Source organism: Agrobacterium sp. CGMCC 11546 (genome assembly GCF_013365515.1).
Lineage (GTDB): Bacteria > Pseudomonadota > Alphaproteobacteria > Rhizobiales > Rhizobiaceae > Agrobacterium > Agrobacterium fabrum.
This window is the reverse complement of the sequence record NZ_CP047388.1, coordinates 257795-272591: the sequence shown is the minus strand read 5'-3', so window position 1 is coordinate 272591 and position 14797 is coordinate 257795. Positions and strand designations below refer to the sequence as shown.

Annotated in this window: 8 protein-coding genes and 4 pseudogenes; 8 read left to right on the top strand and 4 right to left on the bottom strand. The window is 54.6% G+C overall.

The genetic code is table 11. The features are described from left to right. Positions 1-39: 39 nt before the first annotated feature. Positions 40-1086: an aldo/keto reductase gene (locus GSF67_RS16070; protein WP_006316484.1), complete on the bottom strand. Its 1047-nt coding sequence runs from the start codon at positions 1084-1086 to the stop codon at positions 40-42. A 158-nt stretch (positions 1087-1244) separates the two neighbouring features. Between GSF67_RS16070 and GSF67_RS16065 the strand changes: the two genes are divergently transcribed. After that, entirely contained in the window at positions 1245-2150 is a 906-nt protein-coding gene (locus tag GSF67_RS16065; RefSeq protein WP_006316482.1) for a LysR family transcriptional regulator, read from the top strand. Positions 2151-2247: 97 nt separating this feature from the next. Here GSF67_RS16065 and GSF67_RS16060 read toward each other — a convergent pair whose 3' ends face one another. Further along, positions 2248-3033, bottom strand: coding sequence for a 2-keto-4-pentenoate hydratase (locus GSF67_RS16060; protein ID WP_006316480.1), 786 nt, complete (start codon positions 3031-3033; stop codon positions 2248-2250). Positions 3034-3351: 318 nt separating this feature from the next. Further along, on the bottom strand, positions 3352-4968 hold the full coding sequence (locus GSF67_RS16055; protein ID WP_244399942.1) for an ABC transporter ATP-binding protein: 1617 nt from the start codon (positions 4966-4968) through the stop codon (positions 3352-3354). Here GSF67_RS16055 and GSF67_RS26040 point away from each other — a divergent pair. Further along, complete coding sequence (locus GSF67_RS26040; protein WP_244399940.1) at positions 4967-5338, top strand: hypothetical protein; 372 nt, start codon at positions 4967-4969, stop codon at positions 5336-5338. The genes GSF67_RS16055 and GSF67_RS26040 overlap by 2 nt on opposite strands. Before the next feature lie 494 nt (positions 5339-5832). Here the strand turns inward: GSF67_RS26040 and GSF67_RS16050 are convergent, their stop codons facing one another. Further along, complete coding sequence (locus GSF67_RS16050; RefSeq protein WP_006316476.1) at positions 5833-6579, bottom strand: class I SAM-dependent methyltransferase; 747 nt, start codon at positions 6577-6579, stop codon at positions 5833-5835. A gap of 240 nt (positions 6580-6819) precedes the next feature. On the opposite strand from GSF67_RS16050, the pseudogene GSF67_RS16045 reads away from it, so the two are divergent. From GSF67_RS16045 to GSF67_RS16020, 6 genes and pseudogenes are all read left to right on the top strand, one after another. Continuing rightward, positions 6820-7176 (top strand): annotated as a pseudogene (locus tag GSF67_RS16045) (transposase); the annotation flags it as partial. A gap of 110 nt (positions 7177-7286) precedes the next feature. Beyond that, positions 7287-8780 (top strand): annotated as a pseudogene (istA, locus tag GSF67_RS16040) (IS21 family transposase); the annotation flags it as partial. Positions 8781-8785: 5 nt separating this feature from the next. Next, positions 8786-9521: pseudogene (istB, locus tag GSF67_RS16035) on the top strand (IS21-like element helper ATPase IstB). Positions 9522-9668: 147 nt separating this feature from the next. Then, positions 9669-10535: pseudogene (locus GSF67_RS16030) on the top strand (IS3 family transposase); the annotation flags it as partial. Between the two features lie 10 nt (positions 10536-10545). Further along, the gene (locus GSF67_RS16025) at positions 10546-13506 is read left to right on the top strand and encodes a class I SAM-dependent methyltransferase (RefSeq protein ID WP_083815846.1); all 2961 of its coding nucleotides are present in this window, start codon (positions 10546-10548) and stop codon (positions 13504-13506) included. After that, entirely contained in the window at positions 13503-14660 is a 1158-nt protein-coding gene (locus GSF67_RS16020; RefSeq protein ID WP_006312471.1) for a DUF707 domain-containing protein, read from the top strand. The genes GSF67_RS16025 and GSF67_RS16020 overlap by 4 nt, the downstream gene beginning before the upstream one ends. Positions 14661-14797: the final 137 nt, after the last annotated feature.

Genomic DNA, 14797 nt, shown 5'->3' with positions numbered 1-14797 from the left:
CTGTCGGGCCGCCTGCAATTCAGGCGGCCCGACCCAGCCTTAGAACGGCATAGTTACGGCCGGTGGATTAAGCCGGGCAAAGCCCGCTTGTCGCTGATATGGGAAATGCGGATAAGGTGCCGTCGTCTCGCTCGCTTCGTCCAGCCGTGCCACCTGCGCTGGTGTCAGTTCCCAACCCACGGCACCGAGGTTCTGGCGAAGCTGTTCCTCGTTGCGCGCGCCGATAATGACTGTGGAAACCGTGGGGCGCCTGAGTAGCCAGTTGAGCGCAACCTGCGGCACGGTCCTGCTGGTTTCTTCCGCCACGGCGTCCAGTGTATCGATCACGCGGTAGAGATACTCTTCATCCACCGGCGGGCCGAAGCTTGCGGTCTCATGCAGGCGACTGCCCTCGGGCAGCGGTGTGCCGAGGCGGATCTTCCCGGTCAGGCGTCCCCAGCCAAGCGGGCTCCAGACCATGGCGCCCAGACCCTGATCGGCCCCAAGCGGCATCAGATCCCATTCGTAATCGCGGCCGATAAGCGAATAATAGACCTGGTTGACCACATAACGCGACCAGCCATGCCGATCTGCGGCCGCCAGCGATTTCATGACCTGCCAGCCGGAAAAGTTCGACACGCCGGTATAGCGCACCTTACCGGACTGGACGAGCGTATCGAGCGTTGACAATACCTCTTCCACCGGCGTGAAGGCATCGAAGGCATGCAGCTGGAGAATATCGATGTAATCTGTCTGCAGCCGCCGCAGCGCATCTTCCACCGCACGCACCAGCCGGAAACGGGATGAGCCGGCGTCGTTTGGCCCATCACCCATCGGCAGGCCGGTCTTGGTCGAGATCAGAACGCTGTCGCGCCGCCCCCTGACGGCTTCTCCGAGCACCTCTTCCGACGCGCCGTTGGAATAAACATCGGCCGTGTCAAACAGGTTGACACCGGCTTCGAGGCAGATATCGACAAGGCGACGGGCCTCCGTAGCATCCGAGGTGCCCCAGTTGCTGAACAGTGGGCCGGAACCGCCAAAGGTTCCCGTGCCGAAACTTAAGGCCGGCACTTTGAGACCGGATTTGCCGAGATAGCGGTATTCCATGGGGCAGTGCTTTCTTGCTTCGGGATGGTGTCACGCCCGGCGTGTGGCCGCGTTGCGCCGGTCCATACCGTGGTGGTTGCGATGACCCTGAAGATAGACGTTCGCGTTTGCATGAAATAGAATGCCGAAAATACTATCACTTGTGAGATGAAGTCATCATGGCGCGACTGGAAATCAACCGGGCAGGGGAGATGGAAATCTTCGTGCGGGTTGTCGAACTCGGCGGCTTTTCACGCGCGGCGGCGGCGGCGAATATGACGCCTTCGGCGGTGAGCAAGCTCATCGCCCGGCTGGAAAGCCGGCTGGGGGCGCGTCTGCTCAACCGGTCCACCCGGCAGCTTCAGATAACGCCGGAGGGCTGCGCTTTCTACGAAAGGGCCACCCGTATTCTCGCCGATCTCGAAGAGGCCGAACGGGCTGCCGGTGAAGGCGAGCGGCCCATCGGCCGTGTGCGGATCAACACCAGCGCCTCTTACGCAACGCATATCCTTGCACCCATCCTGCCACGGTTTCTGGCGCTTCATCCTGATATCACGCTTGATATCGTTCAGACGGATCTGGTGGTTGACCTTCTCGCAGAGCGCATGGATGTGGCGGTTCGCGCCGGGCCGTTAAAAAGTTCAAGTCTGGTCGCCCGAAAACTCGGGGAGACACACATGGTCATCGCCGCCGCCCCGGATTATCTGGAGCGCTGCGGCGTGCCGCAAACCATCGCCGATCTCGAAGGGCATAATTGCCTTGCACTGGGTTACGCCCGGTCGATCGATGGCTGGCCTTTGCGGGACGATGGCAAGACCGTCGTCATTCCCGCGACCGGACGTGTGCAGGTCAGCGATGGCGAGGGCCTTCGTCGTCTGGCGCTTGCCGGTGTCGGGTTAGTGCGCCTGGCGGCTTTCACCGTTCGGGAGGATATCGCCGCCGGCCGACTGGTTTCCGTTCTCGATCATCTCGATACCGGCGAAACGGAGACCTTTCATGCCGTCTATGTCGGCCAGCGGGGACCGCTGCCCTCACGCATCCGGGCATTGCTCGATTTTCTCGGGGAACATGGGCGGGTGAAATGACGCATCGCAAAACAGGCACCGGTTAAAGGCGGTGCCTGTTTTCCGTGTCATTACTGGTCGTTGGGGAACGGGATCGTTCACCCGATAGGCGGGAGGCTTATTCTTTCGGACCCGACAGCGTGAAAGCACCGACCGATTCCAGCCTGATGTGGGTATCGACGGACAGTGTGCCCGGAAGCGCCCCGCAGAGGCTGCCAGTTGTCACCACATTGCCTGCCTTCAGTATGTCACCCGTGTTGAGTGCCCCATTGGCAAAGGCCAATAGTGGCGCAAGCGGGTCGACATTCGGGTGTTTCACCGTGGCATTAAAGAGTTCCACTGATCCCTCTGTGACAACCAGCTGCGGCAGGGCATCACTATTTCCGGCAAAAACCTCTACTATGCTCTCATCCACCTGCGGGCCGATGGCAAAGCCGTGGTTGGCAAGGCGATCCGCGAGAAAAAGCGGAAATGGCACCTGATTTTTCTCCGCCAGCCGGTAGCGGAGAAGTTCGACGCCCAGATGAACCTCATCGATGTAGCGCATCAGATCGGCTCTGGTCAGCGGCCCTTGGGTTGCAGCGGGGATATCGGCGGAAAGCGTAAAACAGATTTCGACTTCGATGCCTTCCGTGCCATGAAGGGAAAAAGAAGCGACATTGGCTTCATTGACCTCGCAGCAATCAAACATGGGCGCCCCAACGGCCTCGCCATCCGGGCGGATCGCCAGCTTCCAGCCGGCAACCGGTTTTCCCCAATATCCGGCAAAGCGCTGCTGTGCCGCCATCGCCTCCGCCAGCGTGCCGGGAATGAGGCCTTCCGATTCCAGCTTCGCCAGAGGAATTCTCGCACCTTCCCGACTTGCCTTTGCAAAACGCTCCGCCAGTTTTTCGATCGCCGTCATTCCGCTCATGTCTCCTGATGATCTCATGCGCCAAATGCTGTCACGATTTGCCGCTGTCTGCCAAGGCCATCAATGCCGAGTTGGGTTCCGACTTTGCTGTGGGTGAGGCTGGAGCGGGGTAGCGGAACAATTGCTACCTCTTGTCATCAAGAAAAGAATGCAGTCGACCAATCAGTGTCACCGTGTTCGAAACTGTGCCGCTTTCGACGAGGCAAGCGCGCGATTTGAAAAACGCATGGTAGCAAAAATGCTTCCAGATCGTTTCCTCTTTTCAGGGAAGCAATTCGGGCGGCTTTGCCACCCGAATTTATTCGTTGATCAGGCGACGTCCGCGTCGAACTGGATGCTGTGAAGGCGCTTGTAAAGACCGTCACCGGCCAACAGTTCGCGGCGGCTGCCCTCTTCGACAACTTCGCCATTATCCATCACGACAATTTTGTCGGCACGATTGATGGTGGAGAGACGGTGGGCAATGACGATAGAGGTCTTGTTAAGGGTCAGACGCTCCAGCGCATCGCGCACCAGCGATTCGGATTCCGAATCGAGCGCACTCGTTGCTTCATCGAGGATCAGAATATCCGCATCTCTCAGCATCGCGCGCGCAATGGCGACACGCTGACGTTGGCCGCCTGACAGGCCCGAACCGTTCTCGCCGAGCTTCGTGTCGTACCCATTCTGCATCTTCATGATGAAATCATGCGCATTGGCGGCCTTCGCGGCGGCAATGATTTCCTCGTCGGTCGCATTGTCGCGGCCAACAGAAATATTGTGCTTGACTGTACCGGAAAACAGGAAGGTTTCCTGGCCGACATAAGAAACATGTTCACGCAGGCTGGAGAAAGAAACGTCTCGCAGATCCATTCCGTTGATTTCAACGGAACCGTTTTGCGGATCGTAGAGGCGCATCATGAGATTGATGATGGTGGATTTGCCACTGCCGGAAGGGCCCACCAAGGCTGTCATCTTGCCGCCTTCGAAGAGGACGCTGACGTCCTTCAGAACCGGCTGGCCTGACACATATTCGAAGCTGACGTTCTTCAGCTCGACATCGCCGCTCGCTTTGGGAAGCGGCTGGGCATCCTTCTTTTCTGTCAGCGTCAACGGTGCGTCCAGCACCTCAAACATCATGCGAACACCGATCATCCCGCCTTCGATCTGTACGCGCATGCGCGCAAGACGTTTCGCAGGCTCATAAGCAAGCAGCAGCGCCGTGATGAAGGCCATCAGATCACCGGGTGACCCGCCTTTTTCGAGCACGGTGTAGCCGGAAACGGCGATGACGACGGCGATGGCTAAGCCGGATAACGTCTCCATGATCGGACTGGTCGCCGCTTCGAGCTTTGCAATGCCATTGGAACGGTGCTCGACATCAGATACCGCCTTGTTCATGCGCTGGCGCATCAGGTTTTCGAGAGAGAAAGCCTTGATGACGCGAACGCCAATGCTGGTTTCCTGCACGACGTTGACGATCTCACCTAGGGAGGCAAGTTCTGCCTCCATGATCTTTCGCACACGACGCAGAACGAGGCGGACGCTGAAAATCGCGAGAGGGCCGATAATCATAGAAATCGCGCTCAGAAGGAAATTCTGGGCGAACATCACGATGATCAGGCCGAGAAGGGAAAAAAGATCTCGAACAAACGATGTTACAACCGTATCTATCACGCTTCGCGCAGCCTGCGCATTGTAGGTTACACGTACGAGAAGCTCTGATGATGGCAGATTCTGGAAGAATGAAACGCCCTGTTTAAGAAGGCGATCGTAAATCTTGCGCTGCTGTTCAGCAACGATGCTATTTCCCGCCTTACTCAGGTAGTAGCTCTGTACGAACGTCGCGAGGCCTTTGACGATAAAGATTGCCGCAACCGCGAAGGCAATCTCAAGGACGACGTCGAAACCTTGCTTCAAATAGACACTGTTGACGATGTCGCGCATGATCCACGCGCTGAGAGATGTCGTGGCGGCAACAACGACCATTGCAGCTATCGCCGCAGAATACCAACCAACATGTTTTTTGAAATTCTCTTTGAAAAGTCGCGTCAACAACTTCTTGTCGTTTGGCGACAAAAACGATCCGATCAAGGAAACATCCTATTCAGTTTTGGGTGCACACGCGGTTCGCCGGGGTAAATCTATCAGAACGGCTCGGCTCAATCGAGTGTTTCTTGTCATCTCAGTTGCTGTGACCCTATCGCCAGCCACTCATTCGGATCCAAGAATTATCGCGTTGCTCCACAATGATTACGTCGTTAGAGCTGCAAATACGTGGAAGGCTTATCACTGTCAACATTTTGAGCTTGGCTGACCGATGTTGTAGTCATAATTAGGATGCTGAAGGTCGAGTGCGATGAAGTTCAATCATCTCCCCAAATCCGTTGCCCCGGGGCTAGAGCACGCCAAATTGATGTCAGAAATGTAGGCTGACATAAAAGTACTTCTTGATGGGAAACGGATGACGACTCGGCAATCCAGTGCAAATCAATCACCCGTCCCCTGTGCGCAAGACTCGGAGCCACCGGGCACCAGAAATCGCTCAAGGTATCGATTCGAAATGAAAAATTCAAAATCCGAATGGCCTAATTTTACGGGGGTACGTCAGGCCAAGGCCTTCATTGCTTGGCGCTATAACGCCTGGCTCTACGCTTAGGGTGAGTTCGACAAATTTCAGGCCGGTCAACGATCCCGTCGACTGTCGAGCAGTGCCGGACGGAAATCGCACTTATTGCTTGGCCGGCCTAATCGAGTGGCCCTATTTTCAGCCATTAAGGGAGTACCATAACGACGGACACGGCTCGGTAGCTACGCTGACCTACCAAAAACTCGCTGAAGGAACGTCAGGTCAGGTTTTGCGGGCTGAGGAAATTGCGTGCGACCTTTTGAAGCGCTGACAGCTATGCCAGCGGGATAGTCAAACGTCGTGATATTCACGTTATTGAACCCGGCCTCTATCATTTGCTTCCACATGTCCGCTCCATATTCAGAAATGACGATGTAATCCGTGGCGTTATCACCCGGAAGGCCATGATAGCTAGGGGGCATTCCTTCTCTGGTTCGCGTCATCCTGTTTACGATAACGGGAACCGTGTAAGCGAGAAGCCCACCTTCTTTCAAAACGCGACGGCACTCCTGCAATGCCTTCACCGGATCTGGAACGTGTTCAAGGGTGTCAGAATGGACGACGAGATCAAAACTGTCAGCTTCATATGGGAGCGCGCACATGTCCACCTCAGGGTAATTTGCGAGAATGCGATTGGGCATCAAGGATAGAAAGTGGGTTAATTGCGCGGCGCCGTTGATTTCCAAAACATTCAGTTCTTGCCGATCATTTATGAATTCTGAGAACGTTCCGTCGCTGTGCCAGTAGCTTAAGATTGATTTTGCTAAAGCCTGACTTCTGATGTTGCACCCACATGCAGTACAGACCGTTCCCTGCTGCCTGTCGATGTAGTCGCGCTCAAAATCCGATATCTCCCATTGCTCGACCAGTTCATCCCATATCACTTTGTTTTCCACAAAGTGCTCGTCACCGCATACCTGACATTTCATGATATAGCTTTCCCCAGCATATGCACCTCGCTGGGCACAATTGATTCCATGACTATGGCAGTAGCCGCAACTTAAAATCAAGCGATCCTCTTTCCATAACCCACAATCAGGAGAACACTATGGCTAGGGAAACGCTTCCCTTCGCTCTCGACCTTTGTAATGGTCCCTAGTTTCCGAACACGATCTCTGAACCGCACCGGATTTGCCGGAGGCTCCAACTTCTGAGAGAGTGGAGCCATTATGAGCAAGACAACGAACAAGTTTTCACCAGAAGTCCGCGAACGCGCCATCCGCATGGTGTTAGAACACTAGGCGGAACATCCGCTGCGGTGGGCGGCCGTTTCATCCATTGCGGCCAAGATCGGTTGCTCGGCAGCCACGTTGCATGAATGGGTGAAGAAACCGAGGCCGACAGCGGCAAACGAGCAGGGTTGCCAAGCGATGTGGCCGAGAAGATGAAGGCTCTGGAGGCGGGAGAACCGCAGGCTTCGTCAGGCCAAAGAGATTCTGGTAAGGCGTCGGCATATTTCGCGATGGTGGAGCTCGACCGCCCTTCAAATGATGGTCTCGTTCATTGATGAACACCGTGGCGTGTTTGTGTTTCGGCGTGGAATATTGACCCCTCTGGCGGGGTGATCGGCGTCCAATTTTGCCCCCCCACCTGTTTCGTCTGACCATCTGTCTTTTGGTGACAGATGGAGAGGGAGTTGAAGCGAGTGGATACGATTGCGCGTGTTCGTCGAGCCTTCCATGTGCAGGGCTGGTCGGTGAAGAGGATCGTCCGGGAGCTGAACGTGTCTCGCAACACGGTCCGCAAGATATTACGATCTGATGAGACCGACTTTTCCTATGAGCGCGAACGACAGCCACTGCCGAAGACCGGAGCCTGGAAGGCTGAGATCGAGCGCTTCCTGGCCGTGAACGAAGGCAAGCCATCTCGCGAGCGGCTGACGCTGATCCGGATTTACGAAGAGCTTCGGGCGCTGGGTTACGACGGCAGCTACGATGCAATCCGGCGCTATGCGAAGGGATGGTCGAAGGATCGAGGGGCTGTGACCGCCGAGGCCTACGTGCCGCTCTATTATGCGCCCGGCGAGGCTTACCAGTTCGACTGGAGCCATGAGATCGTCCTGATCCAGGGCGTGACAACGACGGTGAAAGTTGCGCATGTCCGGCTCTGCCACAGCCGGATGATGTTCGCGCGGGCTTATATGCGTGAGAGCCAGGAGATGGTGTTCGACGCCCACGACAAGGCCTTCGACTTCTTCCGTGGCACTTGCACGCGCGGCATCTACGACAATATGAAGACGGCGGTCGAGGCGGTCTTCATCGGCAAGGAGCGGCTGTACAATCGCCGTTTCCTGCAGATGTGCAGCCACTATCTCGTTCAACCGGTCGCCTGCACACCTGCATCGGGATGGGAGAAGGGTCAAGTCGAGAACCAGGTCGGCCTTGTGCGCGAGCGGTTCTTCACGCCGCGTCTCAGGGTCAAGAGCCTAGAGGAACTGAATGTCTGGCTGCTCGACAAATGCATTACCTATGCCAAGACCCATAGCCATCCCGAACAGACGGCGCAGACGATCTGGCAGATGTTCGAGGCCGAACGCAGCAGCCTCGTACGTTACGTCGGCCCATTCGATGGTTTCCACAGCGTTCCGGCCTCGGTGTCGAAGACCTGCACCGTCCGCTTCGATAACAACAAATACTCGGTTCTATCGACTGCCGTTGGCCGCCCCGTCGAGGTTCATGCCTATGCCGACCGGATAGTCATCAAGCAAGATGGCGTGACGGTCGCTGAACACCGGCGCAGTTTCGGTCGTGGCGACACTGTCTACGACCCCTGGCACTATGTTCCTGTTCTTGCTCGCAAACCCGGAGCCTTGCGCAATGGCGCTCCCTTTCGCGAATGGGTCTTGCCAACCGCGATGGAAAAGGTCCGCAAGCGATTGAAGAGCGCCGACGACGGTGATCGGCAGATGGTCACCATACTCGGATGTGTTCCTGCTGACGGCCTTACAGCCGTTGAGGCTGCCTGCCAGGAGGCGCTTGATCACGGCGTCTGCTCGGCCTCGGTGATCATCAACATTCTGGCGAGAAGCCGCGATCCGGCTCCGTCGGCAACCTTGCAAATCCCGGAGGCGCTTCGACTGACCCATGAGCCGGTTGCCGACTGCGCCCGTTACGACAGGCTCAGGAGGGCAAGTTGATGGAACGCACACAGGTTCTCGAACTGATGAGCACGCTGAAGCTCTATGGGATGCGCAGCGCCTACGACGAGGTCATGAGCAATGGGATCAAACGGCAGCACGAACCGCCGCATATTGTCGGGGACCTCCTGCAATCGGAGATCGCCGAGAAACAGGCTCGCTCCATTCGCTACCAGCTCACCATTGCCAAGCTGCCACTTGCCAAGGGACATCGACGACTTCGACTTTGCCGACACGCCCGTCAATGAACCCCTGGTGCGGGAATTGGCCACCGGCACCTTCGTCGCCGACCAGCGCAACGTCGTTCTCGTCGGCGGCACGGGAACAGGCAAGAGCCATCTGGCCATCGCGATTGCCCGTGCGCTCATCCGCAACGGCACACGTGGACGCTTCTTCAACGTCGTTGACCTGGTCAATCGTCTGGAAACGGAAACGCGCAGCGGCAAACAAGGTCGGATGGCTGATTACCTTACACGCCTCGACTTCATCATCCTCGACGAACTCGGCTATCTGCCGTTCGCGCAGGCCGGGGGCCAGCTCCTGTTCCATCTGATCAGCAGGCTCTACGAGCGCACCTCGATCATCGTCACGACGAACCTTGCCTTCGGCGAATGGCCGTCTGTGTTTGGTGATGCCAAGATGACGACGGCACTCCTCGACCGCCTGACCCATCACTGCGAGATCGTGGAAACAGAAAACGAGTCCTGGCGCTTCAAGAACCGCTCTCAAAGCTAAAGCCGAAGATACCCATCACCCGCACTTGGCCTACCCTCTGCAATCCCGGCCAGCGCCGGGCAGGCCAAGCGCTGATCGCCTACAGGGGGGGTGAATATTGGACGCCGATAAGGGGTCAACATTCCGAGCCGATTGACAGGCGTGTTAGGGGGCGAGCCGATCTGCGGGCTATTGCCGATTGCCCCATCAAACTACTACGAGAACGTCGCCAAGCGCCTGGACATGGATCGCCTGTCGATCCACGCCCGCAGCGATATTAGCTTGAAGATCGAGATACGGCGGGTGTTCAATGAGAACTTCGAGGTCTATGGAGTGCGCAGGGTCTGGCGACAATTGAAGCGGGAGGGTTTAGACGTAGCCCGCTGCACTGTCGCTCGGCTTATGAGAAGAATGGGGCTGCAGGGCATCATTCGCGGCAAACCTGTCAAAACCACGGTGTCGGACAAGACCACCCCATGTCCGCTCGACCGGGTGAATCGGCACTTCTTTGCGCCCGCGCCGAACATACTCTGGCTTTCTGATTTCACCTATGTCGCGACCTGGCAGGGTTTCGTCTATGTGGCTTTTGTGATCGACGCCTTCGCTCGCCGCATCGTCGGTTGGCGGGAAGCCGGACTGCCCATGCGGCTTCGTGCTCGATGCCCTCGATCAGGCACTTCATGATCGGCGGCCCGTCCACACTGACGGACTGGTCCATCATTCCGACCGCGGCTTGCAATTTGTGTCCATTCGCTGTTCCGAGCGGCGTGCGGAGGCAAAAATCGAGCCGTGTGTCGGAAGTGTCGGCGGCAGCTACGACAACGCTCTCGCTGAAACGATCAACGGTCTTTACAAGGCCGAGGTCATTAATCGACGCGGGCCGTGGCGCAACTTCGAAGCCGTGGAGTTCGCCACGCTTGAATGGGTCGATTGGTTCAACAACCGCCTCCTTCTGGAGCCCATAGTAAACATCCCGCCTGCCGAGGCCGAGAACGATATCACGCCATGCTGGACGCGCCAGCCATGGCTGCATAACTTAAACGAAATGGCCTCCGGCAAACCCAGCGCGCTTCACTCTCAGTGGAAATTAACACCCGGTGCTTGCTATCGTGGAACTCTGACCGTAGAGAAATTCGAGCTTGGATTACGGGAGACTAGAATGGCAAAGCGTGGGCTTGATTTCACTGGTGAGCGATTTGTTCCAGATATCGACGGGGTGATACGTCTTGAGCACCTGCATAGATATGCTTTTGTGCGCAGTCTAACCGAGGGGCAAGATGTTTTGGATATCGCATGCGGGGAAGGTTACGGCTCCGCAATGATGTCCGAAAATGCAAAGTCGGTCATTGGGGTTGACATCGCCGCAGACGCAGTTGCGTATGCTAGCCAAGCGTATGTGAGTGAAAATCTGACTTTCTTGGAAGGGTCTGCAACAAAGATACCGGTTGCAGATTCTTCCGTTGATGTCGTCGTTAGTTTCGAAACGATTGAGCACCTCGAAGACCACGAAGCAATGCTTGCGGAAATAAAGCGCGTGCTTCGCCCCGATGGGATATTGGTTATTTCATCGCCCAATAAAAAGATTTATTCCGATGAGACCGGCTACTCCAATCCTTATCATCTCAAAGAACTGTACACAGAAGAGTTCTTGGAGCTCGTCTCACGGTATTTTGAAAATGTGCGGCATTATGCGCAAAAAGTATTAGCTGCTTCTGTAATAGCGAATACTGAATTAGTTTCACCTCTTTCAGTGACCGCAGATATGAAGTCGGACGACAAGTTCGAGCGAAGACGATACGATATGATCGTTGCGTCCTCTAAAGTTTTGCCGGCGCTCGCCAATAGCATTTTTGAAACGGAAGAATCGTCTCTAAATCCTTACAAATCCGAGGAGATGCTGAGGCATTACAAGAGTGAAATTGATAAGGTGCTTGAAGGCAATGATCGCCTTCTCGCGGAATTGGCTGAAAAAGAGAGTGCTATCAACAAGTCATACGCTCTACAGGCCGGCATAGAAGCGCTGGCTAACGATGCGAACCTGGTACTGTCCAGCAAATACTGGAAGCGTACCAAAGTATTCAGGAACGTTTCTAACATTATTAGAAAAATTCGCAAGAAACCGAAGAAAACTTGGCCCAGAATGTTCAATTACGAACATTACATTACCGATGGTGCCAAAGCCGAACAGGTGCAGGAGTTTGCGAAGATCAAGCGGCTCGATCTGATACCTTTTCGGGGCCGCTCAGTAAGACCGCATTTGACATCCATATCGATGGTTCGCAATGAGGAGCTGCGCGCCGATGATATGATGCGTCATCTTTGTGCGCTTTTCGATCGCGTGGTGATCATTGATCATTTATCGACAGACAGAACATCGGAGATCGTCGCCCGATACAACGGGCATAATGGCACGCAGGTTGTATTGCTCAAAGCGACGGATGCGGGTTATTATCAGTCTGAATACATGAGTGCAGTAGCAAGAGCTCTCGTGGCTGAGCAGCGGAGCGACTGGGCGTTCCTTATCGATTTCGATGAGGTGTTGCCTTTTGATTCACGAGATAGTTTCGAGCAGGCGCTTGTTCCATTAACCGGAGCAGATGTCATTAATCTTCATTGGCATAATCTCGCGACCGGAGAAGATGTAAGACATTCGCTGCAGAATGTTGAGGTCACGGTAGGTCCCAAGGTGTCGCCCTACGTCAAGATTGCTTTGAATGTACCCCGACTACGGGGACGGAAGGTCGCGATTACTCAAGGGAACCACGCTACGAACCTTGACGGTAATACAGTTCCTTACATCGGAGAGCGTGCGTTCGGTATTTTTCATGCTCCGATAAATGGGGTCTCGTCATTCAGGACCAAGGTCAATCAAGGAGCGTCCGCGTACGCGGCAACAATAGGGCACCACGCGGGCGAAGGTTCGCATTGGCGTGAGTTGAGCTCCGCAGCCTCAAAGTTTGCAGAAGATCCGATTTTACTGCGAGAGATTGCTCTGCGTTATGGCGAACCGTTTGATATTGTCGCGGCCGATGTTAAGGCCGGGCGTGTTACAAAGAACACAAGATCGATGACGTTGAAGTTCGCGCAAGCTGGCCCAGCTCCGCAGCAAATTTCTCAAGCGCCAACCGTGACTGAATTCGATTTAGGCACTATCGATGCAGCGATGGTGCGAACCTTCAAAGCTGCTTCCAGGAACACGATTGCGATAGAGGATCTCCTTTCGAAGCCTTTGTATGAGAGCCTTGCTCCACTGACTCTCAAACTTGATCAGGACCCATTGGCCCGAGCAAACAGAATTCATAAGGCGATGATTTCTGCAGCGACAGAAATCGAAGTTGTTGCGCTTCCAACTGCGTGGTCGGGCCATAAAGCCTTTCTGTTTTCGCTTATGGAGGCGATGCGTCCGCGACGTTATGTTGAACTAGGGAGCCACGCAGGCGCGTCTTTCTTTTCTGCTTGTCAGCATCTCAAAATGAACGGTGGTTACGGCGAAGCTATCGCTGTTGATATATGGGAGGGAGATCACCAAGCTGGGTTCTACGACGAGCATGTTTTTAACAACTTCAAGTACCAGCTTAAAAAGCATTTCCCCAAAAACGGCTCCTACATACGCGGTTATTTCAGTCAGGCCGTCAAGATGTTCGAGAAAAATTCCATAGATCTACTTCATATAGATGGTCTTCATACTTATGAGGCGGTGAAGGAGGATTATGAAACCTGGCTTCCAGTCCTTAGTGAAAACGGAGTAATTCTGTTTCATGACACCAGCGAGTATCAGGGAGATTTTGGTGTGTGGCAGCTTTTCGAGGAGGTCAAAGAGCAAGCGACAGCATCTTTTCGATTTAGGCATTGCCACGGTCTTGGTGTCCTGGCTTTTGGTGACCGAGAAATCAATCCAGCGATTGAGCTATTGGAGCATCTCTCTGCGGAGCCCAGCCGAGCCGAAAATTACTATGCGACCCTAGGGTCGGCGTTGTTCGAGCAGGCCCTTCGGAGAGTTTCATGACCAGCAGCCTTAAAAAGTTGAAGTCGCAACCGATTAGGCCGGAACTACTAGTCGATGTGGTGCACTACTCCAATGTAAGCGGTAGAAAATTTCTGAATGCAACTGAAGCCTACCGTGATTATTGCGATCGTGGGGAGGTCGCAGGGCTCTCCCCATCGCCGTTTTTTTATCCAGAATGGTATCGTTGGCAAAATCGCGATAGTGCGGGCTATCCCTCCGCATTGGCCCACTTTGCGACGGAAGGCTTCATTCGTCCCATCGATCCCGCGCCATTTATTGACAGCGTATTGTTGCTTCGGAACTCTTCACAATACTCCAATATTGTCGAAGCTGTTTATGCTTTGGTTGAGAAGCGCGACCCCTCAATATCTCCGAGCATAAACGATCATTTCGAAAACCTCGCTAATACGCAGCAACGAATCCATGCGTCTATCAAGTCGCGTCTATTGGGCTCCCCGAGTAATCAACGAAAGCGTCTTGTTTGGGTGCAAGCTGGCCAGGCTTTCCGGCCTGCGAAATGGTTTCGCCCGGATTCATCAAGAACGTGGGATCTGCTTTGTAATTGGTACACATTGAGTGGCGTGGATATTCGGTTAGGCGAGATGCATCTTCGCCAATCAGGCACCAAAGCCACCGGTATTCACCACGCATTGAATCACTATGGTGATATCTTGCTGGGCTATGATGCAGTGCTTTTCCTTGACGATGATATCGGGATCGAGCACGAAGAGATTGATCGCGTTTTTGATATAGCAGAGACCAGTGGCCTCGATATGTTCCAGCCCGCCGTTGCCGCAGGTTCCCAATGTGTATGGAAGGACCTGTTTAGAATTCCAGGAAGAGATTTCCACGAAACGACAGCCGTGGAGATTATGATGCCAGGTTTTTCGAGGCGCGCCCTGGAACTGTGCAAGCCTATTTTTGGCAAATCCGTTTCGGGCTTTGGCCTCGATTTTAATTGCTCTGAAACAGTAAGAAAAGCAGGATGGAAATGCGGTGTTATAGACGCCGTCGCGGCTGAGCACATTGATCTAATCGATGAGCAAGGTGGGGCCTATTATGAATTTATGCGAGCACTTGGCATCAATCAAAAATTCGAGTTGTTTCAAACAATGGAAGAACTGGGAAAATACCCGGACTTCGCAACGGTGTAGCTTTATAGGCTCCGTGTATCGCGCATAGCCTGCAACTTTGCGCGGTTTCCGTCATGGTTGCAAATGAGGTGGGTGGGTCGTCGGAACAACTCTGCCAGTTTCGCAAATTGGATTTCTATAGTGTCTGTGCTGCCCTA